Source organism: Pedobacter rhizosphaerae, from assembly GCF_900111155.1.
In the GTDB taxonomy this organism is placed as follows: domain Bacteria; phylum Bacteroidota; class Bacteroidia; order Sphingobacteriales; family Sphingobacteriaceae; genus Pedobacter; species Pedobacter rhizosphaerae.
Genome location: NZ_FOGG01000057.1, coordinates 1 through 21366 on the forward strand (window position 1 = coordinate 1; position 21366 = coordinate 21366).

14 protein-coding genes are annotated in these 21366 nt (G+C 38.3%); 7 read left to right on the forward strand and 7 right to left on the reverse strand.

What is annotated here, in order from left to right:
- Nucleotides 1–123: 123 nt before the first annotated feature.
- The gene (locus BMX11_RS23165) at nt 124–2514 is read right to left on the reverse strand and encodes a TonB-dependent receptor (protein ID WP_090889687.1); all 2391 of its coding nucleotides are present in this window, start codon (nt 2512–2514) and stop codon (nt 124–126) included.
- Between the two features lie 162 nt (nt 2515–2676).
- Between BMX11_RS23165 and BMX11_RS23170 the strand changes: the two genes are divergently transcribed.
- Entirely contained in the window at nt 2677–3822 is a 1146-nt protein-coding gene (locus tag BMX11_RS23170; RefSeq protein WP_090889690.1) for a DUF3095 domain-containing protein, read from the forward strand.
- Nucleotides 3823–3894: 72 nt separating this feature from the next.
- Here the strand turns inward: BMX11_RS23170 and mgrA are convergent, their stop codons facing one another.
- Nucleotides 3895–4884 carry an L-glyceraldehyde 3-phosphate reductase gene (mgrA, locus tag BMX11_RS23175; RefSeq protein ID WP_090889693.1) on the reverse strand — a complete coding sequence of 330 codons (990 nt, stop codon included), beginning with the start codon at nt 4882–4884 and terminating at the stop codon, nt 3895–3897.
- Between the two features lie 161 nt (nt 4885–5045).
- Here mgrA and BMX11_RS23180 point away from each other — a divergent pair, with 161 nt between their 5' ends.
- Complete coding sequence (locus BMX11_RS23180; RefSeq protein WP_090889696.1) at nt 5046–6218, forward strand: aldose epimerase family protein; 1173 nt, start codon at nt 5046–5048, stop codon at nt 6216–6218.
- Between the two features lie 47 nt (nt 6219–6265).
- Here the strand turns inward: BMX11_RS23180 and BMX11_RS23185 are convergent, their stop codons facing one another.
- Nucleotides 6266–6928, reverse strand: coding sequence for an HAD family hydrolase (locus BMX11_RS23185; protein WP_090889699.1), 663 nt, complete (start codon nt 6926–6928; stop codon nt 6266–6268).
- 192 nt (nt 6929–7120) lie between these two features.
- Between BMX11_RS23185 and BMX11_RS23190 the strand changes: the two genes are divergently transcribed.
- On the forward strand, nt 7121–7741 hold the full coding sequence (locus tag BMX11_RS23190) for a Crp/Fnr family transcriptional regulator (RefSeq protein WP_090889702.1): 621 nt from the start codon (nt 7121–7123) through the stop codon (nt 7739–7741).
- A 10-nt stretch (nt 7742–7751) separates the two neighbouring features.
- On the opposite strand, the gene BMX11_RS23195 is transcribed toward BMX11_RS23190, so the two are convergent.
- The gene (locus BMX11_RS23195; RefSeq protein WP_090889705.1) at nt 7752–8387 is read right to left on the reverse strand and encodes a phosphatase PAP2 family protein; all 636 of its coding nucleotides are present in this window, start codon (nt 8385–8387) and stop codon (nt 7752–7754) included.
- A gap of 147 nt (nt 8388–8534) precedes the next feature.
- On the opposite strand from BMX11_RS23195, the gene BMX11_RS24710 reads away from it, so the two are divergent.
- Nucleotides 8535–8756, forward strand: coding sequence for a cold-shock protein (locus tag BMX11_RS24710; RefSeq protein ID WP_090889708.1), 222 nt, complete (start codon nt 8535–8537; stop codon nt 8754–8756).
- Between the two features lie 509 nt (nt 8757–9265).
- Here the strand turns inward: BMX11_RS24710 and BMX11_RS23205 are convergent.
- A complete protein-coding gene (locus BMX11_RS23205) occupies nt 9266–9616 on the reverse strand; it encodes a hypothetical protein (protein WP_090889710.1) in 351 nt (116 codons plus the stop codon).
- 210 nt (nt 9617–9826) lie between these two features.
- Between BMX11_RS23205 and BMX11_RS23210 the strand changes: the two genes are divergently transcribed.
- A complete protein-coding gene (locus BMX11_RS23210; RefSeq protein WP_090889713.1) occupies nt 9827–11044 on the forward strand; it encodes a sterol desaturase family protein in 1218 nt (405 codons plus the stop codon).
- Nucleotides 11034–11726 (forward strand): lysoplasmalogenase, encoded by a 693-nt coding sequence (locus BMX11_RS23215; protein ID WP_090889715.1) that lies wholly within the window; start codon nt 11034–11036, stop codon nt 11724–11726. The genes BMX11_RS23210 and BMX11_RS23215 overlap by 11 nt, the downstream gene beginning before the upstream one ends.
- Nucleotides 11727–12497: 771 nt before the next feature.
- Here BMX11_RS23215 and pbpC read toward each other — a convergent pair.
- Nucleotides 12498–14873, reverse strand: a complete 2376-nt coding sequence (gene pbpC / locus BMX11_RS23220) for a penicillin-binding protein 1C (RefSeq protein ID WP_090889718.1) — start codon at nt 14871–14873, stop codon at nt 12498–12500.
- Between the two features lie 71 nt (nt 14874–14944).
- The gene (locus tag BMX11_RS23225; RefSeq protein ID WP_090889721.1) at nt 14945–20527 is read right to left on the reverse strand and encodes an alpha-2-macroglobulin family protein; all 5583 of its coding nucleotides are present in this window, start codon (nt 20525–20527) and stop codon (nt 14945–14947) included.
- 215 nt (nt 20528–20742) lie between these two features.
- Here BMX11_RS23225 and BMX11_RS23230 point away from each other — a divergent pair, with 215 nt between their 5' ends.
- Nucleotides 20743–21171 (forward strand): nuclear transport factor 2 family protein, encoded by a 429-nt coding sequence (locus BMX11_RS23230; protein ID WP_090889724.1) that lies wholly within the window; start codon nt 20743–20745, stop codon nt 21169–21171.
- Nucleotides 21172–21366: the final 195 nt, after the last annotated feature.

Sequence of the window (21366 nt, forward strand, 5' to 3'; positions counted from 1 at the left end):
AGTAGAAAAACTAGTTTTCTACTCCTTTTGCCCTTTTCTATTAGGGGACTTTTTCAGTGCCCTCCATAGATGATAAAGGGCTTTGATGTTTTATATGGTGATCTAAAAAAAGCTAGACCTATTTTAAAATCTGTAAGACAAAGTGGTCAGGAATTGACGTGGTGCAATTGGATTTACACTGTAGTTTTCGTGAACAAAGTAGTTTAACTCATTGGTTATGTTAGATACTTTGGCCAATAAAGAAATTTTTCTCCACGCATAACCGGCAGAAAAATCAAATGTGGTGAAGCCGCTTAATGGAATAATACCAGTAGAGGTACCGCTTTTAGTAGTATTTCTGCCACCCAAACGATCCCCGGTGTAGAAGGCTGACGCACCTAGTTTTAGGTTTTTCAAACTTCCGTTTTGGAAGGTATAGAATAAGGTTCCATTGGCAGTATTTTTAGTCGTTCCAACCAAACGCTCACCTTCAATTACGCCTGTTCCTGCTAGCGTTGAAGTGAATCGCATATAGTTATAAGCGTAGCCTGCTAAAAAATTCAGTCCATCTACAATTACTCCTGATACATCTAATTCTAATCCATCACTTTCTGTACTCCCAGAAAACTCTCTTTTATTTGGATCCGACAAAGCTGCCTGGGCATATTTGTTATTTTTGATTTTGTAATAGGTAACATTCGCTGATAATTTACCACCAAGAAAATCATTTTTAATTCCCCCTTCGTATTGGTCAATGATGGATGGATCCATTGGAGCATCTGTAGCAACATTAATGCCTGTATTAGAGGTGAAATTATTGGCATAACTGGCGTAAATCGATGTTGTTTTGAGAGGCTGATAGATTAAGCCAAATTTAGGAGAAAATGCTTTATCAATTTTATCTACTGTTGTTCCAGGCGTAACGTTTCCACTTTCCAAATTGGTAATTGCTGTAGTTGGCGTTTTCTGGAAAGTCCATCTGATTCCTGCAAGCACTTTAAATTTTTCAGTTACTGAAATCAAATCCTGAACGAATGTTCCCATTCTGAAAACCTTAGACAAGGTATTTGTCGTTGCTGTAGTGGTTGGTTGAATACCTGAGCCAAAATACGTGCTTTGATCTAATAGATTAACATTTCCATAATTAAAGCTAGTAGTCGATTTGTTACCATTGTAGTAGTAACCACCATCAGCTTTAATACGACTCTGATCAGCATCTGCACCTAATAAAAGTGTGTGACTTAAAAATCCTGTTTTAAAGTTTCCATTAACATTAACCTGTTGATTAAAGGTGTATTCTTGTTGTTGGCTTCTGGTTAATGATCTTGCTACTATACCTGCTGCATTTGCCGCCGGACGCTCAGCTCCAAAATAGTTTCTGTTATAAGCTTGTAATGCGCCAATAACATTCAACTTCCACGCTGAATTGAATTGATGCGTTACATTGATTTGAGTAGATGCTGTGTTGGTTTTGTTGTAAGCCCATGGCGCATTAATAAAGGCATTACGGCCAAAATCAACAATGGCGTTGCCAACTGTTCCTACGCCAAAATCTGGAGTATAATCATTTTTCAGATAATCTCCCTGAAGCAATACTTCTGTTTTATCTGAAACTTTATAAAGCAATGATGGGTTGATATAGATTTTCTTTGATTCTACATTATCTCTAAAACTACCTGCATTTTCATAAGTTCCGATTACCCTTGCAGCTAATTTTTTTGAAATTGGCCCATAAATATCTGCAATTGGTTTGTAAAAGCTATTACTTCCACCTCTCAATGAAACTTCACCACCGGTTTCAAACTTAGGCTTTTTGGTTACCATATTTACAACAGCACCACCAGATACCCCGCCATAAAGTAATGCAGAGCTACCTTTTAATACTTCTACCGATTCTAATGTACTTGCATCTGGCACACCACCAATTGATGTCCTTGCACCATTTTTGAGCACATTATTTGAACCTAAACTATAACCTCTTGCGAAGAAATTTTCTCCAACAGAACCTCTATTGGCTCCTAAAGCAACACCATTGGCATTTTTAAGCGCATCACCTAAGGTATTTACCTGTTGATCAGCAATTACCTGCGTTCCAATTACCTGGACTGCCTGAGGTAAATCCATTGGCGCAATAGCAATTTTGCTTAAGTTTGCGGGCTTTCTATTTGGCGTTTTATAGCCGGTAATCGCAACCTCATCTAGCTGAGAAGAAGATTGTGCTATAGCGAAATCTACCTGGTTATTCTGGTTAGCTACTACGGTAACCGATTTCTCCTGCGCAGAAACACCAATTGCCGATACTTTGATGGTATAGGTTCCTTCAGCAACATTTTTAAACTTAAAGTTTCCCTTTTCGTCTGTTTGGGTTGTTTTAGAAGCACCCTTTAAGCCAACGCTAACATAAGCTGCCGGATTGCCATCGCTGGTTTTAACTATACCTGAAATGCTTCCGTTTTTAGATTGAGCCATTACATTTCCTGCAAAAAAGAAAAGCAACATCAATACCGTACAGATTGAAGTAAATTTTAGATTCATTGTATTTATTTAGATTAATTCTTAGTAGGCGCAAAGGAACTGCATTCTGTTGAGATTTGCAAATTATTTTTATTTATTCTAAATAAGGGGATTTATCCTTCCTTATTTAACAAAATATTTCATTTGGCTTATTACGTATATTAGCATAAATTATCTTTGCTTATGCTGGTTAATCCAAATCATTTCTACGCTAATCTGCCCATTTATAAAATTCAATTAAGTGATCTTTTACTAAAAAAAGAATGCTTCAAGGCTGTTCCGAACGACTGGAAAATCATCGTTACAGATGTTAAAAGCTCTACCGAAGCTGTACGCTCTGGCCTGCATGAAAACATTAACCTTATTGCAACGGGAAGCATTGTGACTGTTTTAAATATTGCCTTTAAAGCGGGTATAGCAGTGCCTTTTTTTTTCGGGGGAGATGGAGCTACATTTATCATTCCGCCAGAAATTGCAGAACAAACCATGAGGGCGCTAAATGTTTATAGAAGGAATACATTAGAGAATTTTAACATTACCCTGCGCATTGGCATTGTTGAGGTTGAAGCGGTTTATGCTCAGCACCATCAATTGATGGTTACAAGATTTAGCCGAGGCGAAAATTTCTCTATTCCTATTGTATTGGGTGAAGGATTAAGCTATGCAGAGAAAGTGATTAAAGGTGATGATTATATTTTTAACCATGCGGAAGATAAGAATTCAGAACTTGATTTGAGTGGCATGCAGTGTAGATGGGATAAAATTGAGCCACCCGAAAATACAGAAGAAGTAGTAACACTAATTGTTGTTGCACAGGATGGAACTAAACAAGCAGAAGCTTTTAGTCAGGTAATTAAACAGATTGACCGCATATATGGTAGTGTAGAAAAGCGCCAGCCCATCTCCATTCCTAAACTTATTTTTAAAACAAGCTTCAATAACCTGGGTCGGGAAATGAGACATAGAATTGGAGAGATTAAGTTCTTTGAACTGTTTAAAACCTGGCTGATTAATCTGTATGGATGGGTATATTTTCGCACAGAAAGGGGAAAGAATTATTTAAAGCAGCTGGTCGAAATGTCGGATACATTGGTTATTGACGGACGGATCAACACGGTAATCAGTGGAACAACAAAGCAACGACTGAATTTACAGAAAGTATTAAATCAACTGGAAGAGCAGGGAATTATCTTGTATGGCCTCTTTGTAAGCCGAGAATCGATCATGTCTTGTTACGTTAGAGATTTGAGCGATGATCATATTCATTTTGTTGATGGGGGCGAGGGAGGATATACGCAGGCCGCAGGCATTTTGAAAGCCAAACTATAACCTCCGAAGGTTTAAAAGCTTCGGAGGCTTAGGTTTAAAGAACTTCGGAGATCTAGGGTAAAGCCGAAGGATTTACCCTAGAATTTCATCAATCAACTTAATTTCATCAGTACTAAACTGCGTATTTTTTAGCGATAGTATAGAATCTATGATCTGTTCTGGCTTACTGGCACCAATAAGCACAGAGGTAATTCGCTTATCCTTTAAAATCCAGGATAAGGCCATGTGTGCCAATTTTTGTCCGCGAGATTGAGCAACATCATTCAGTTTGCTAATTTTTTGTAACCGTTCAGGGGTAAGGTTGCTTTCTTTCAGGAAAATACCGCTTGTAGCTACCCTTGAATCAGCTGGAATTCCATGCAGGTATTTGTCGGTGAGCATTCCTTGAGCCAAAGGAGAAAAAGGGATACAGCCTACGCCATTATCTCCTAGAATATCCAATAAACCACCTTCTACCCAACGTTCAAACATAGAGTATTTAGGCTGATGAATGAGGCATGGAGTACCATTGTCTTTTAGAATTTTAATGGCTTTTGCAGCATCTTCTGCCTGATAGTTAGAAATGCCAACATAAAGGGCCTTACCCTGTTGAACCATTAAACTTAATGTATTCATGGTTTCTTCTAATGGGGTTTCAGGATCCGGCCTGTGATGATAAAAGATATCTACGTAGTCTAATTTCATCCGTTTTAAGCTTTGATCTAAACTGGAAACCAAATACTTTTTAGATCCCCAATCTCCATAGGGGCCATCCCACATGGTATAACCAGCTTTACTGGAAATAATCATTTCATCCCGATAGGCTTTAAAATCATCATGAAGTATTTTTCCAAAGTTCTCTTCTGCAGAACCTGGGGGCGGTCCGTAATTGTTGGCCAGATCGAAATGGGTAATGCCATTGTTAAATGCAGTGTAGATTAAATTTTTACTGTTTTCGAGCATATTTACATGTCCGAAGTTGTGCCAAAGGCCAAGCGATACTGCTGGTAATTTTAATCCGCTTTTTCCGCATCGGCGATATTCCATATCATCGTAACGTTTTGCTGATACATTCTGATTCATATTTGGGTTCTGATTTTAAGCAATAATAATGAGATTTATCAAGAAACTGGAATATTCTTAAAGATTAGGTACAAACATGCAATCGATGTTTTATTAAAATTATGACTAAAACGATTTATTTGTATATTTAAGGCTTAATTCAACCAAATATCTCATTTTCTATGAAATTAAAATCTATTATTGGCCTGGCTTCTTTAGCTGGAATAACCTTAGCCTCATGCCAATCAGAAAGTAAAAAAGCGATAACAAACGATAGTTTGAATGCAGATTCTGCAACCGTTGTTAAATTGATTCCCGATTCTTTCAAAAGGGAAATTGACGGCAAACAGACTGCACTTTATACTTTGAAAAATAAGCACAATGCTGAAGCCATCTTTACCAATTACGGCGGACGTTTGGTGAGTTTACTGGTTCCAGATAAATCTGGGAAGCTGGTTGATGTTGTTGTTGGCTTTAAAAGTATTACAGATTACGAAAAATCTACCGAGCCTTATTTTGGCGCAACAATTGGCCGTTATGGAAATAGAATTGCCAAGGGCAAATTCACTTTAGATGGTAAAAATTACTCCCTTTTTACTAATAATGGCCAAAATACATTACACGGAGGTAAAAAAGGATATCAATATGTGGTATGGGATGCTAAACAACCTAATGATCATACCCTGGAACTTCATTATTTATCTAAAGACGGGGAGGAAAATTTCCCTGGAAATCTGCATGTTAAGGTAACCTATACTTTAACAGTCGATAATGAACTGAAAATGGACTATGAGGCAAAAACAGACAAGAATACCATTGTGAATTTGACTAATCATGCTTTTTTCAATTTGAATGGAGATGGTAGCGGAAGCATCTTAAATCATGAGGTGAAAATTTTTGCAGATGAATACACACCCGTTGATTCAACATTAATTCCTTCAGGCAAACTGGAGAAAGTAGCCGGAACGCCATTTGATTTTACTAAAACAACAACTATTGGGGCCAGGGTGGAAGATAAAAATGAGCAACTTACTTTTGGTAAAGGGTATGATCACAATTATGTTTTAAATAAAACTAAAGGAATGGGAATGTTCCATGCTGCTACCGTAAAGGGAGATAAATCTGGGGTTATCATGGATATTTATACCCAGGAGCCGGGACTTCAGTTTTACAGCGGGAATTTTATGCAAAGTAAAAATACCTTTAAAACCGGAGCAAAGGATGATTTTAGAACAGCCTTTGCCATGGAAACACAACACTTTCCTGATTCACCTAATCAGCCAAGTTTTCCGTCAACAGTGCTGAAGGCAGGACAAGTATATAAAACAAGTTCTATATATAAGTTCAGTAATTAAAAACAAGGAGTGGATGTTAGAATATTACATTTTAACATCCACTTTCCTTAAAATAAGTTGTTCAAGACAGGATCATTATAATCTTTAATGAAGGCTATAATGTTAGGGTAATTGAATTCATTTTCGGTATGCATAGTAGTGAGTACAACACACTTCATTCCCGCATTGAGTGCGGCCTCAACGCCTTTAGGCGCATCCTCAAAAACAATACAATCTTCAGGGGCAACCGCTAAAATATTGGCTCCCTTGCTAAAGGTTTCGGGATCTGGTTTACTATGGGTAACATCCTCTGCACTCACAATAGCATCGAAATATGGGCGGATGTTTAAATTATCCAATACAAAATTAATGTTGAAGGGAATTGCGGCAGAGCCGATTGCCATTAAAATTCCTGCCTGTTTAGCTTTATCCAGAAAAGGAGCAAGGCCGGGAATTAAAGTTAAATGTTTTTTATATGCCGATTGGTAACGACGTTCTTTTTCGATTGAAATCTGGTCTATCTGATCCTGGCTGAAATGTCCGACCCCGAAAACGCGTTCAAGCAAATCTTGATTTTTGCCATACATTTCTTTCTTTACGGCTTCAAAACTAATTTTTGCGCCTAAATCTGTTGTCAAAATATTATGCCAGGCCTGATTATGAAAAGCCATGTCGTCGATCATGGTACCGTTGAGGTCGAAAATAAAAGCTTTTGTTCTGTGATTGATCATGGCCGCAAAATTATCAGATTTTTTATTCGTTTGTGTTAAATTAAAGTAATGGTATATTTTTTAACAATTGGATAGCGATATCATTTGATTTTTTATTTAGACAAAAATTTCTGTACGTGTTGGGATGGAATTATTTGGAAAATTGACTCCGAAATAATACATTGCAAGAGACAAAGGGTGTTATACTAATTTATGGATGAGTTAAATAGGGAAGCAGAGAGTGCACCACTTATTAAGTTTTTTACTAAACTGCAGCCATTGGCTCCGGCAGTTATTGAGCTATGTGAAGCCCATACTTATAGGGTTAAAATTAAAAAAAATGCACTGTTAGTTTGTCCTGAAGCGGTATGTTCTGAATGCTTATTTTTCATTATTAAGGGGGCGGTAAGAGGATTTATCCTGGATGACGATAAGGATATTACGGTTTGGCTCACAGATGAAAATAATTTAATCGGCAATTTTAGAAATCCAGGGATTCCTAAAATGAATTATAAGGAACATATGCAGGCATTGGAAGATACAGAGTTATTGGTTTTGCCGTACGACTTGATTGACCAGCTTTATGCTAAATTCCCGGAAACGAATGTAATTGGGCGTAAACTTTTAGCGATACATTATCACATTTCTCAAGAAAGATCCATTCTTTCCAGGATTCCCTCTGCAGAAGCGAGGTACAAACAATTTAAAGAAACACACCCGCTCTTGCATTTTAGAGTCCCTGTTAAGTTTCTGGCTTCTTACCTGGGCATGCGTATAGAAACATTAAGCAGGCTGAGGAAAAAGTCTAAGCAGGAAAATAATTTAATCGGATAATCTGTTGGTTTTAAATTTTTGTCTTTTTCTGAAAATAGAAATAGCATAATGGAAAAAGGCATATTATTCCCAGTAACATTCCTCCAACCGTATCCGTAAACCAATGGGCACCCAGATAGATTCTGGAAGGCGCAATCATAATCAGCAAAAAAACAGAGATACTATTTACCACTATGCTGGTAGTTTTTGGAATATTTTTTAGCGTATTCATCAGGATAATTAGAAATCCGAAAAATAAGAAATAGGAAAGGACATGTCCGCTGGGGTAGCTCTGAAAACGGAATACCTCCACTAGTCTAACATGTGATAAAGTGGGTCTGGGGCGATTAATTATGTTTTTTATTCCTAAAATGATTAATCCGGAAAATAATATGGTGCTAATGAAAAATGCTTCTCTTTTAAATTTCTTCCAATAAAATATTGCGGCTACAGCCAATACAGAAATTAGGGAAAAAGGAAGTTCACCAAAAAAGCTTATCGCAAGCATAACTTGATCCAGCCAATTGGCCTGGTATTTTTGGATAAGTCCGGATATACTAATATCCAATGGAGTTATGGGGTGGTGAAAAATGAATAAACTCAGTGCCGTAAAGGCTAAAATCAATAATATGAGTGTCAGAATTAGTGTATTTCTTTTGAAAAGCATAGGTAGCAGGTTAATTATTTCAAAACTATATAATTTATTATTCTTCTCCACTTAAATACTAATTTTTAGGTATTGTGAACTATCATTTTAGACCCGAAATTGCCGTTGTTATCAATTGGTGTTTAACTGTTGTAATCAGTGTTATTGATGCTAAAAACTGTATGGATTATGCCTAAAGGGAAAGTAAAATGGTATAATGCCGAAAGAGGATTCGGTTTTATTGCCCCGGAAGATGGAACAGAAGTTCTGTTTGCAGATAGTGAAAAATTTCTAAACGAATTACAGGAGCTGCAGGTTGGCTCAGTTGTAAATTATAAAGTGCTTAATCACAAGAAAGGGAAAGAAGCAACAGATATACAATTGTATTAAGATTTGCGATATATAGATTTTTACCTTTTATCACGAAAAACAGTACTTCTATAACGAATTTCTGGCCTTCTGTATAACTCGCTGTGAAATATAAAAGAGAATTGCAATCTTCGACCCAGATAATAAGGATATCTATGCTTTAGAGGCCAGTGGATTGGGATTTACTGGCCAATAGGCACCTAATAAGACATAGTTTTAGTTCTCATATTACCCATAAATTAACGCTTAAGCCTGAAGTTAATCCTCCGTTTTGAGGATCGCTTTAGGCTTTTTCATTTCGTGGTGAAATGGTTCATTAGTTCATCGGTTCATTAGTTCATTGGGGAAGATGTATCACCAAAATGCCTGATTAGTTGAACAAGAAAAGAATATTTTTAGCGATAACGCATTAGTATCAGGCTATTAATCAATGAGTAGAAGACATTGGCTAAGAAAGGGCAATTGCAAAGAAAAACCGTTTTGGCGGGCTTGGTAACTATAAGGAAAATACTTTATTCTGTCTGATAAGCTTACTTGACTACAATTTGTTTTGGATCTGTTACAACTATCTGAGTTTTACCCTTAAATTCAGTAATAATCCCGGTAACGCAGATATTGTTACCTAAAAACATACTTGCAGGTTCTGATGAAAATTTTGTAAAATCTTCTTTATTGACCACTATTGTTAACAGTTCTTTTGGAAATGCACCACCTAAATTGAGTAAATTGATTTTCTCTAATGCCTTAGTATTGTATACCGAATCGCAAATGGTAACCGTTTTACCCAGGTACTGTTTTGCATCCTTGGCCAATACAAGGGTTTGACTTTTAGCTTGGTAAACAGCTAATATCAGGAACAAGATAACAGACAATTTTTTCATAAAAGCGGGATGATAGTGATCAAAGAAGTACAGATGTCTTGCTTTGGGATTCAAAGTTAAGCATCAAATTGTAGAAAACAACTAACAATTGATAAATGCCCCAAAATGTTACCTGAATTCGATTTTATCTTGTTCTGAAAATGCTTAAATTGGATAAAATTCTAACCAAAGTCACATCAATTTACAAGGGTTGTGCCTGTATTTCTTTATATGAAGGTAGATTATATCGCTTTATCAGTACCCGTCTTTTTTATTCTCATTGGGATAGAACTGGCTTATAATTTTTATAATAAGCTCAATTACTATCGATTAAATGATAGTATAGCCAACTTAAGTCAGGGGATAGGGCAACAACTTACCGGAATTTTTATGAAGACAGTGCTTTTTTTTGGTTATAAGTACATTTTCGAGCACTGGCGTTTGTTAGATCTTCCCAAGTCGGTTTGGGTGTGGATTATCCTTTTCATTGGTGTCGATTTTTTTTACTATTGGTTCCACCGGATGAGTCACCAGGTGAATGCCCTTTGGGCGGCTCATATCGTACATCATCAATCGGAAGAATATAATTTAACCGTCGCCTTAAGGCAAAGCTGGTTTCAGGGATGGTTTAGTTGGGTATTTTATCTGCCGCTGGCCTTTATTGGATTTGATCCGGTTATGTTTTTAACACTGAGTTCCTTCAATACGCTATATCAATTTTGGATTCATACACGAGCAATTAAGAGTATGGGTTTTTTAGAGCATATTTTAAACACACCATCACATCATCGGGTACACCATGGATCTAATCCTAAGTATATTGATAAGAATCACGCAGGAACATTAATAATTTGGGATAAGCTATTTGGAACCTTTCAAAAAGAAGAGGAGCCCGTGTATTATGGCATTACTAAACCTTTGGCAAGCTGGAATCCTGTTTGGGCCAACTTTCACTATTGGGATGATTTACTTAAAACCGCCCGGAAGTCTCCGAACTGGAGGGATAAGATTAATGTTTTTTTGAAGCCTCCTGGTTGGTTTCCTATGCATTTGGGTGGTTTTCAAAAGGCACCAGAAATTGATGCATTACAATACCAAAAGTATAACCCAACTTATCACAACAGGATAAATGGATATGTGGTAGTACAGTTTTTAATTGCACTAATTGCAGGATCAATCATTTTATTCTCTTATCATCAATTAGCAACTATACCATTAGTGAGTTTTACCGCTTTCACTATTTTAACTTTAATTACCTGTGGAGCTTTGTTTGAACAAAAAAAATGGCAGGTTAAGTTTGAGTATGTAAGGCTCGCAGCGGGCTTTATTCTGGTTGTGCTGCTGGATTTTCCGGTTGGCTATCAAGTTATTTTTGGCGGTATACTGCTAATATCCGTAATTTGGTTTTACAAATTGCAAAAGACCAATTTTCAATCCGATGAAGACTAAATTATTCTCCTTTTTATTTTTAATTGTATTTGTTCTTCAGCTGTATGCAGAATATGCGGGAAGTACTGCTATCCGCTCCTTTACTAAGCCATTGATTGTTATTATTTTGGCTACCTGGTTGGTTTCTGCCACAAAATTAAGGGGAAGATTTCACAAACGTATTTTAACCGGTTTAATTTTTGCCTTGATTGGCGATGTATTGCTTTTGAACCAGGATATTCAGCCAAACTTTTTCATCTATGGTTTGGTGGCCTTTCTACTGTGCCATATCTTTTATATCCGGGCATTTGTTTTAGATCATAAATCAAATCCGGATTATAAAAATCCTTATTTTCTTTGGGCGGTAGGTGCATTTGCTATTTTTTGCTCAGGATTATTTTTCTATTTACAGCCAAATTTAAAAGCCATGCAGTTTCCGGTGTTGATGTATGCTATTATCATTACGGTAATGGCTATTATGGCGGTAAATCGATACGGAAAGGTGAATGTATTTAGCTTTAAGCTGATTCTTTATGGGGCTTTATTCTTTTTGCTGTCAGATAGTGTGCTGGCCGTGAATAAATTTAGTCAGCCCATACCACAAAGTGGATCACTAATTATGGCTAGCTACATGATTGCACAATACTTAATTGTGTACGGAACGGTAGAGCGTAAGCTTGTGGTGACGCAAACTGAAGTGTGATTGCTTTCGGCTTCGCTCCAGGTCAGGGTAAGAGGTGTGTTAGCTATTTATGATGAGGTTTTATTGAACCTAAGGTTATCTGGCTGGTGGGGACACCAGCCAGTAGATAAAATCGAGGTGTCGAGTGTGTATTAGAGATCCGTTTATAATCCCTTATCTGTAATCCGTCTTACTGAACTTGTTTCAGCATCTTTAAGATAAACCCAGCACTAAATTAACTCCGTACCTCTCCGCTTCGCTCCAGGTCAGGGTAAGGGGTGTGTTAGCGATTTATAAAGAGATTTTATTGAACCTAAAGTTATCTGGCTGGTGGGGACACCAGCCAGTAGATAGAAGAGATCCAATTCGTATATCCGTCTTGCTGAACTTGTTTCAGCATCTTTAAGATAAACCCAGCACTAAACGAACCACCAAAGAGATTTTATTGAACCTAAAGTTATCTGGCTGGTGGGGACACCAGCCAGTAGATAAGAATCCGTCTTGCTGAACTTGTTTCAGCATCTTTAAAATTTACCCTGAATTAAATTAACTCCGTAGCTCTCCGCTTCACTCCATATCAGGGTAAGGGGTTTGTTAGCGGTTTATGAAGAGATTTTATTGAGCCTGAAGTTATCTGGCTGGTGGGGACACCAGCCAGTAGATAGAAGAGATCCAATTCGTATATCCGTCTTGCTGAACTTGTTTCAGCATCTTTAAGATAAACCCAGCACTAAATTAACTCCGTAGCTCTCCGCTTTACTCCAGGATAAGGTTTACACCCGTCGAATGAGGCTACTTTTTCTTTTCCTTCTCCAAAACAGTAAAAAACTGCACCAGCCGTTCCCCATTTTCATCAACCAGGGTTAAAGTATGCTTTCCAGGAGCGGGATTAACAGCCAATTGATGATAATGACTTGTAGTAGCCACATACTCATGATCAATGTGCCAATAAATTTTAGCATTCGTATTTCTATGGGCCGCATTTAAAACTATTTTACCCCGTGTGCCATCTATCTCTAAAGGAATATATATCGATGCTCCATTTTTTGGGTAAATCAACTCCATAGTGCCCATATTGTTTTCAATCGCGCAGCCGGGGCTGTAAGGTGGTAAACTGCGATAATCGCTATTTTTAATTTTGTAGTAATATTCCATCGCGGGAGGGAGAATAAACCAGTTTTGATGCTGCATATGGTTTACTTGCTCGCATTGATCGGTTACGCGGTAAGTACCCGTATGGTCTAAATGTACCCGTTTGTGGAAGGGACAAATTACGGTTTTCTCACCTGCTGTTGGAATGAGTTCTTCAATAGGATCAGGGCAATATTCACCTGCCTTGTAACCGCTTTGTCTGCAAATTTTGGCCTTCTTTAACTTTGTTTTAGGCACTTCAAACCACTTTCCATTGGGTAGTAATCTGAATATATCGAATAAAACAGGTGCGGCAGCTTCTATTCCAACTAAACCGGGCCGTCCTTCACCATCTGCATTTCCCACCCATATGCACACTACATATTGGGGAGTTAGGCCTACTGCCCAGGCATCACGGAACCCAAAGCTTGTTCCCGTTTTCCAGGCGACTCTTTGTGAGGATGAAAATTGTTCCCAAAGGCCCTCATCGCCAGGACGCATTACCTCCTCCATGGCATTAAAGGTTGCCCAGATTGCGCCATGATCTAAAAAGGAAGTACGCTCTTCTCCCTTTTCTTCTATTTTCTGTGATGGGATATAAGTCGCGGCCTGGTAATCGGCAGGATTATACAAACCTTGATAAGTATTGAAATGATTGAGTGTTCTAACCATTCCTAAATAGGTATTGGCCAAGTCCCACATGGTTACCTCACTGCCTCCTAAAATCAAAGATAAACCGTAATGATCTGCAGGTTTATTGAGGGTGCTAATGCCAAGTTTTTTAAGCTTATCATAAAACCGCTCGTATTTATATTGTTGAAGCATTTTCACAGCCGGGATGTTTAAAGATCTGCTCAGAGCTTTGTCTGCCGCAATGGCTCCATCATACCCTAAATCATAATTTTGAGGTGAATATCCAGCAATTTGCGTGGGTATGTCGGGGATTAAAGTGTGAGGCAATATAAAACCATCGTTTAGCATACTGGCATACAATAAAGGCTTTAGTGTACTACCAGGACTTCGGGGAGCCTTAATCATGTCTACATGACTTTGCAGGGCAACGTTTTCTGGTTGATATACATTTCCCACATAAGAAACCACTTGTCCGGTTTTTGCGTCCAGTACTAATGCCGATATATTATTGATGTCATTGGCGCGGTATCGGTTATTATAGCGCTTTAAAATGGCATTCACTTTCAATTGTAAATCTTCATTTAAGCTGGAGGTAATTTTGGTTGAATTAAAACCTAAATTCTTTCGATCTGCCTTAAAGCGATTAAGCAGGTGAGGGGCATTTTGTGGTAGGGGTAAAGGCTTGCCTGGAACTGGCTCAAGCTTAGATAAATTAGCTGTGGTTTGATCAATGAATTTTAGTTTTACCAGCTTATCTAACAGGTCGTTTCTTTTTTTGATAAGTCGCGTGGTGTTTTTTCCGGGATGTACCAAAGAAGGACTATTGGGAAGTACCGCTAAGGTAGCCATTTCACCCCAGGAAAGGCTTTCGGCATTTCTGCCGTAATACCGCCAGCTGGCGGCTTCAAGTCCTACCACATTGCTTCCAAATGGGGCATTGGCAGCATATAATCCGATAATTTCTGTTTTATTATATTTTAGTTCCAATCGAAGTGCAAGGATCATTTCTAATACCTTCTGCCAAATGGTTCTATCTTGTTTTCTCGATAAGCGGATAACCTGCATACTTAGCGTGCTGCCACCACTTACCACACTTTTGGCTTTCCAGTTTTGTTTCATGGCCCTGCTCATGGCAAGAAAATCAATTCCGAAGTGTTGGTAGAAGCGTTTATCTTCGAAGGCAATGATGCATTGCTTAAATTTAAGGGGCACGCTATCAGCTACAGGAAATCGCCATTGCCCGTCAGTAGCAATTGCCGCACTTAACAAATTTCCATTGCTGGCTTCAATTACATAAGAGGTAGGCGATTTAAAAAGTGTTTTAGGAAGAGCAAATAAAAAAATCAGCAGCAATAAAAAACATATAACATCCGAAATAATAAATGCTCTGGAAATTTTATTCATTGTTTAAAGAAATTAAACCTCGTAGACATGATCTACGAGGTTTAATATTTGTTTAAAGGGTTGATTATTATTTATTTAACTACCTGAACCCACTTGCCGCCTTCAGTTGCGGAAATATCATTGTTATACATGGCCTCACATTGAACAGCAGATAAGTAATACTTACCTAAATAAGACGCGTTGAGTAATACTTTGTAAACCAGGCTCTCATTTTCACGAATATTGAAATAAGTGAAAACACGATCATCTCTAATATCCTGGTAAGTATAAGGTGATGAAGCTAAAATACTCTGATTATCATTTACCCGGGTATTGATAATTTCCCATCCTGAGGGGAAAATCTGCGTCAAGGCCATTTGTTCGTAATAACCCATCTGGCCTGGGTTTTTAATGGTTACTTCAGCATAAAAATCAGTTCCCTGTTTAATCGTAGTTGGATCAATAGGAGTGCCATTCAGGCGTTTGTAGCTTACATTCATATCCAATACCTCCGGACGGTTAGGCAGGAAGTTATTCTGGCCAGCAACAGGCTGTCCGGCCAATACTAACCTTACAAATAGTACATTATTACCATTATTGGTAACAGCAGCGGTATTCCCCTTGAAACCGATAGCTGTACTGTTGATGTATTGGGTTGTGTTGATATTGGCTGCTTTTCCATCCAATATGTATTGATATTGCAAACGGTTGGCAGATTGATTTGAACCGCAGAACTTAGCTATAGCCAGCAAACTATAAGCGGTTGTTTGCGTGCTGTACCAGGTATTTTCACCCAATTTAGCTGCTAAAGGTAATAGAAGTGAAGCAGCCTTCGATTTCTGTCCCAATAAGGTGAGGGTTTCTAAAATCATCGCATTATCCCTCACATCCGAACCATAAGTACCACCCAGCTGGTTATATGGTTTAATTGCGGTATCTAAACCTCTGATCAGGCTTTGAGCGATGTCGTTTTGACCGGCTAATTTGTAAGCTGCAGCTAATCGCCATTTAGCGGTTACTGATAAGTATTCAAAAGCTCTCAAGCGATTCATAGCGGCCATTTCAGGACGTTTAGCCAAGGCAAGGGTATAAAGTCGGTAAGCCTGAGATAAATCGCCGCCATAAAAATTATTGCTATTAGGTGCCCAGCTGTTTGCCTTTGCTTTTTGGAATCGCAATAATTCTTCCAGCAATCCCACAGGAAGTGTATAACCTGCATTTTGTGCCTCAACTAAAAAGTGTCCCCCATAGTTGCTTCCCCACTCATCAGAACTGCCTTCTCCCGGCCAGTAGGATAGGCCTCCATCAGTCGTTTGAAATCCTTTAAGTTTGTTGATTCCAGCTTTAATGTTTTTCTCCGTAGATGCTTTTTGCTGAGCATCTAATGGTGTTAAACGATCTAAATATAGCTGCGGGAATACGCCTGAAGTGGTTTGTTCAATACAGCCGTGAGGGTATTGAATTAAATAACCCAATCGTTTACTCAAATTTATTGCCGGGATGGAAGATACTTCTAAAGTTCCTGAATTGGTACCTGCCATTCCAATTGGTGCATAGTTAACAGCCCATTTAGTATGGGGTTGTACCGTTGCGGATACTACATTGCTGATGTAAGGATTAGGATTGCGAATATCCATTTCTACATCATAAGCTGTTTTTTCAGCCCCGCTTTGAGCCACAACCCGTACTTTAGCTATACCAACGTGATTTGGCGCTTTAACTTCAAAATAAGCCATTTGTTCGCCAGTTTGCTTATAATACAATTGAGTTTTGTTAGTACCCTGCACAATAAGATTATTGGATTGTAATTCAACAGAAACATTTTTTAAGTTTTTTTCTGTCGCAAAAACAGTTACTGGAAGCGTAAAACTTTCCCCTGGGCCAATAACACGCGGTAATGTTGCCAAAACCATCAGCGGTTTTTTAACCTGAACAGATTTCTCTGCAAATCCATAAGCAGCTTCCTGGCCAGCAACTACCATGGCCCTAACCGAACCAATATATTGTGGTAGTTTAAATTTATGTGTTTTCTGCTCTCCTTTAGCAAGTGCGAAAGGTCCTAAAAACTTAACTACCGCCTTAAACCTGTTCGCTTTTGCCGGATTAAGGTTTTTATTAATTGTCCCATCACCACCAATGCTCAGGATGCGTTCTAAATTTCCGCCCCAGGCACCCAAAACATAGTCGAATAAATCCCAGGTTTTAACACCTAATCCTTCTCTGGCGTAAAATGCACCATGTGGATCTGGAGTTTTATACCGGGTTAAGTCTAGTAAACCTTCGTCAACTAAAGCAATGGTATAGGTCATAGCCTTACCATTTTTTTCGCCAACCGTAATGGTATTTTCCGTTTCGGGTTTGATTTTATCAGCCATTTTGATGGTTGGCTTTAATATGGTTTGCGGATCTTCTATAATTAACGGAATAGCGCCATACATTCTAATCGGAAGATCATTTATGGTTTGCTCATGCGGCTGTAATAAGGTTATGTTGGCAAAAACATTAGGTGCCATCTCTTTTTCCGCTTTAAACTTGAACTGTGTTTGTCCTTGCTTGGTATCCAGCCAGAAAGTTTTTAATACCCGACTTCCGTTTTCAATAGAAATTAAAGCCCTTCCATTTTTAGCTGTTGGAATGGTTAACGTAATTTCTTCTCCCACTGAAAATTTTTCTTTATTGGCAGTAAAAGAAAGCATGGAGGCCTCTGTAGGATTGCTGCCTTGCTCACGTTGCGCCCAACCTGGCCAGTCAATGTACACTGATTTACCTGTTACGTGACCACCATTTGGATCTCTCACTAAAATTAAATATCTACCCCATTCTGGTTCATCAACCCTCAGGTTCCAGCTGCCTTTACCATTGGTTAAATTGACCTGATGGCTTTCTATTAGTTTGTTGTATTGGTTTTGAGTGAAATTGGCATAAGTGTATTGGTTATCTTGTTCCCACCACCAGCGCCACTGTGTTTTATACAGTTCCACCTGAACGGTTTTAGAGCCGCTAATTAACTTGCCTGCGGTGTTTACATTTACAATCTCAATTTTATGATCTTTACCAGTAACGAGCATTCCACTTAATCGATCGCCCTTCGGTGCACTAACGCCTAAATAGCTGTGGTATACATGATAGGGGATACTAAAGTTGTCGATACTGAAATTACCTCCTGGTTCAAATACTTTAGTGGTGAAATTGGCTCTTAGTACTCCTGGAGCGGCATTACCTTCATTAAGATTAGTATTGATGATGGCTGTACCATTTTGATTCAGTGACCCTTCAAAAATGGTTTTCACCTGTGACTGGAAGTTTACGGTCGGATTATCGAAACTAAATCCATCAAAGCCTTTAAATTTAGTCTCAGTGGTATTGAGGTTAACATCTACTTTTGCTCTTAAATTTTGCGCTACAGCTCCAAATAGCCATTTAGCAGATAGCGTTGCGGTTGAAGTTCCTGTTTCCAGATAGCTTCGGTTCCCTACATTGAAATCGATTTTTAACCGGTTAGGCATTACCGTTTCTACTTTCAGTGTTCGGGTAAATGTTGCACCACCTGCTTTTACCTTAGCCATCCAGTTTCCTGTAGGTGAAGTACTCTCTGTAGCAGTTTTAAAAGTATAAAATCCATTAACGGGCTTTCCATTAATTAACCTTTTGTATAACTGTCCCTTTGGATTGTAGAATTCCATGGTTACAGGGTAGTTTGCAGGTAATTTCTTTAACTTATCTTCCAATATGAAGGATACGTACAGACTGTCTCCAGGGCGCCAAACGCCCCGTTCACCATAAATAAAGCCCTTTAAACCACTTTGTACAACATCACCTCCAACATCAAAACGACTGAGTGGGAGAGAGCTGCCATCGTCTAATTTCAGATATCCTCTTTCTGATCCATTTTTCGCAATTAAGAGGAAGGGTGTTCTTTTTAAATCAAATGAGGCAAATCCATCACCATCGGTTTTAGTCGTGAATATGATCTGCTTCTGGTAGTCCATTAGTTCTAAACTCATGCCACCTAATGGTTTTGCCGTTAACAGGTCGGTAGCAACGATGAGCATACTGTTGTCATTCCCTCGTTTGGCCACTAAACCGATATTAGAGGCTATTAAGTTTCGGCTAGCCCAGCGCTCGTTGGTATAGAAAGATGGCGTACAAGGATTGTCTCTATCTGTCCAACGGTAATTTTGCGGGTAGTAATTGTTATAACGTTGCCAAAAATCGTCGTCTTCATCAATTTTTTCGCCATAACCTTCATATTCCTCATACCCCTCGCCATCATTACTCTTTTCGTCGTTTACTTTGCAATTGTAAGCATTGTATTCGCGTCTGAAAGCTATGGTAACCCTGTACATGGCTCCTGGCTCTGTTCTGATCATTTTGTCCAGATCCAATGTAAATCGATTCTTTTTATGAAGGTTCAGCGCTTTGTCTTCATCCAGGCGAATTGTTTTTTGAAGAATAGGCTTGGCAACCCTTCTTAGTTCATTGCCGTCCTTATAACTATTGCTTTGAAAGAATTGAGGAATATTATTTTCGTAAATTTTAATTACAGTAACATCTACTGCCTTTAAGTTGATGGCCTCAAAAGGTAAAACCAGCTTCCCGGAGTTGGGTAGGATAGTTCCGGCACCCGCAATGGTAACTGCCGGAATTTTATCTTCAAAAGTTAAATTGGCTGTTTTACCATTGTCTAGCTTCTTGCCATTAATATTTTCAACTCCAGCATTTATATTGAAAGCATAGTTTCCTTTAAGTTCTTCTGCCGCATAAACTTTTACCTGACTTGCGTCTATGGTGTAACGTAAATCTGTTAAGTTCCCCAGGCTGATCATTCCCGTAAGGTCTTGTCCAACACCTATAGGCTCAGAAAATTGTACCAAGGCATAATCTTCTTCACCCTGAATGGCTTTCATGTCCAAAACTTCGAATTTATTGAGGGCTGGAACCCTTACTTCTACATCTCCTTTTTGGTCTGCATCAATGGCATCGCCATCCCAAACCAGCTTTAAGGTTTGATCTGATGATTTTTTCTTGATGCTATCAATCGTGAATTTAGACGTGTTTTTTGCCGGGTCATGCTGCCATTTTACTTTCAATTTTTGATCAAAATCCAATTCGAGTACCTTTTCAATGGCTTGTGTTTCTTCTACATCAGCCGTTAAGATTTCGCCTGTTAACTTCATGTAATCCAGCGAGGTATTGTTTTGCGATACCAGGCCATTTTGGCTCAGGGTTACGCCTGGAGTAATTACTTTAAATTCAAATTCAAAATCTTCCAGCCCTTTTTCTGTGGCCGAAACTTCCGATAATTTAAAGGTCGCCTCATAAGCTTTGCCTGGCTTTAAAGGTTCTTCTGGCCTAAACTCTACCGTTTGGGGGTCAATCCAGTAGGTTTTGCCTTTAATAGAAGGGGAGAAGTCGAACAACTCGCGCGTATCTGCTTTGCCTAAATCTTGCATGCCTTGGGCAGCATTGGCTAAATGAACCCTAATAAAGCTCTTTTTAGAGATGGTTCCGGAGGTGTAGGCTTCGATGTATTTTGCGTAAGCCTGGTTTTCTTCGAGATTCTTCTTCTTTCGATTAAAAAAAATAAATGCAATAGCGCCAACCGACAGCGCCAATAAACCAATAAAGATGAATTTCTTTTTTGATGAAGATCGATAATTTGATGTGTTTTCCATGTTTGAAATTAGGTAGTGTTCAAAGATAGCCTCAGACTAAACAATAGGGTAGCATATTTATAGTCAGTTTTTTAGCAGGCTTTACCTCTAGTAATAGGGATGAAAAATAACTAAAATTACCGTTAAAATAAATTTTTTTAAAAATTACAGATGTAATTTGCTAGTTCTGATGGAATTGGATATGTTTACGCATATCATTCATTTAACCAAATACCATGAAAAAAATATTGATTTATCTTACCTTTTTTATGATGTCAATACAAATATCTTCTGCACAACAAAACGAGGTTGAAAATGCTGTAAAGGCCTTAACTCAATTAATGATTAATCCAGATAGCACTGCATTAGACAAACTCATTCTTCCTAATTTAAGTTATGGACATTCCAGCGGAAAGATTCAGAATAAAAAAGAATTTATGCACTCCCTGTTGTCAGCAGAGTCTGATTTCGTTGAGATTAACTTAGCTGATCAAACAGTTGTTATCCAGGGCAAAACGGCTTTGGTTCGTCATACCTTGAGTGCCAAAACCAATGATAAAAATGTTCCCGGAACAGTAAAGTTGTATATCCTTTTAATCTGGAGTAAGGAAAAAGGAGGTTGGAAATTGCTTGGACGTCAGGCGGTTAAGGTGCCAGTGGCATAGTTTTTAGTTTGGAGTCAGGAGTTTGGAGTTTGGAACTGCATGATGCCCATTTTCAAACGCTCAATTGTAATTTTTTTTGATTGGATCACAAAACTCCATATTCATTTTACAAGTATTTCCACTCTGTTCATTAACGATATTTTAACTAAACCGAAGTAATGGCTATATGACACCTACAAGCACTCAGGAGTAAAT

What these genes read in the sequence shown, in the direction of transcription:
- BMX11_RS23165 (WP_090889687.1), bottom strand. Translation starts at nt 2,514, where the DNA reads ATGAATCTAAAATTTACTTCAATCTGTACGGTATTGATGTTGCTTTTC.
- BMX11_RS23170 (WP_090889690.1), top strand. Translation starts at nt 2,677, where the DNA reads ATGCTGGTTAATCCAAATCATTTCTACGCTAATCTGCCCATTTATAAA.
- mgrA (WP_090889693.1), bottom strand. Translation starts at nt 4,884, where the DNA reads ATGAATCAGAATGTATCAGCAAAACGTTACGATGATATGGAATATCGC.
- BMX11_RS23180 (WP_090889696.1), top strand. Translation starts at nt 5,046, where the DNA reads ATGAAATTAAAATCTATTATTGGCCTGGCTTCTTTAGCTGGAATAACC.
- BMX11_RS23185 (WP_090889699.1), bottom strand. Translation starts at nt 6,928, where the DNA reads ATGATCAATCACAGAACAAAAGCTTTTATTTTCGACCTCAACGGTACC.
- BMX11_RS23190 (WP_090889702.1), top strand. Translation starts at nt 7,121, where the DNA reads ATGGATGAGTTAAATAGGGAAGCAGAGAGTGCACCACTTATTAAGTTT.
- BMX11_RS23195 (WP_090889705.1), bottom strand. Translation starts at nt 8,387, where the DNA reads ATGCTTTTCAAAAGAAATACACTAATTCTGACACTCATATTATTGATT.
- BMX11_RS24710 (WP_090889708.1), top strand. Translation starts at nt 8,535, where the DNA reads ATGCTAAAAACTGTATGGATTATGCCTAAAGGGAAAGTAAAATGGTAT.
- BMX11_RS23205 (WP_090889710.1), bottom strand. Translation starts at nt 9,616, where the DNA reads ATGAAAAAATTGTCTGTTATCTTGTTCCTGATATTAGCTGTTTACCAA.
- BMX11_RS23210 (WP_090889713.1), top strand. Translation starts at nt 9,827, where the DNA reads ATGAAGGTAGATTATATCGCTTTATCAGTACCCGTCTTTTTTATTCTC.
- BMX11_RS23215 (WP_090889715.1), top strand. Translation starts at nt 11,034, where the DNA reads ATGAAGACTAAATTATTCTCCTTTTTATTTTTAATTGTATTTGTTCTT.
- pbpC (WP_090889718.1), bottom strand. Translation starts at nt 14,873, where the DNA reads ATGAATAAAATTTCCAGAGCATTTATTATTTCGGATGTTATATGTTTT.
- BMX11_RS23225 (WP_090889721.1), bottom strand. Translation starts at nt 20,527, where the DNA reads ATGGAAAACACATCAAATTATCGATCTTCATCAAAAAAGAAATTCATC.
- BMX11_RS23230 (WP_090889724.1), top strand. Translation starts at nt 20,743, where the DNA reads ATGAAAAAAATATTGATTTATCTTACCTTTTTTATGATGTCAATACAA.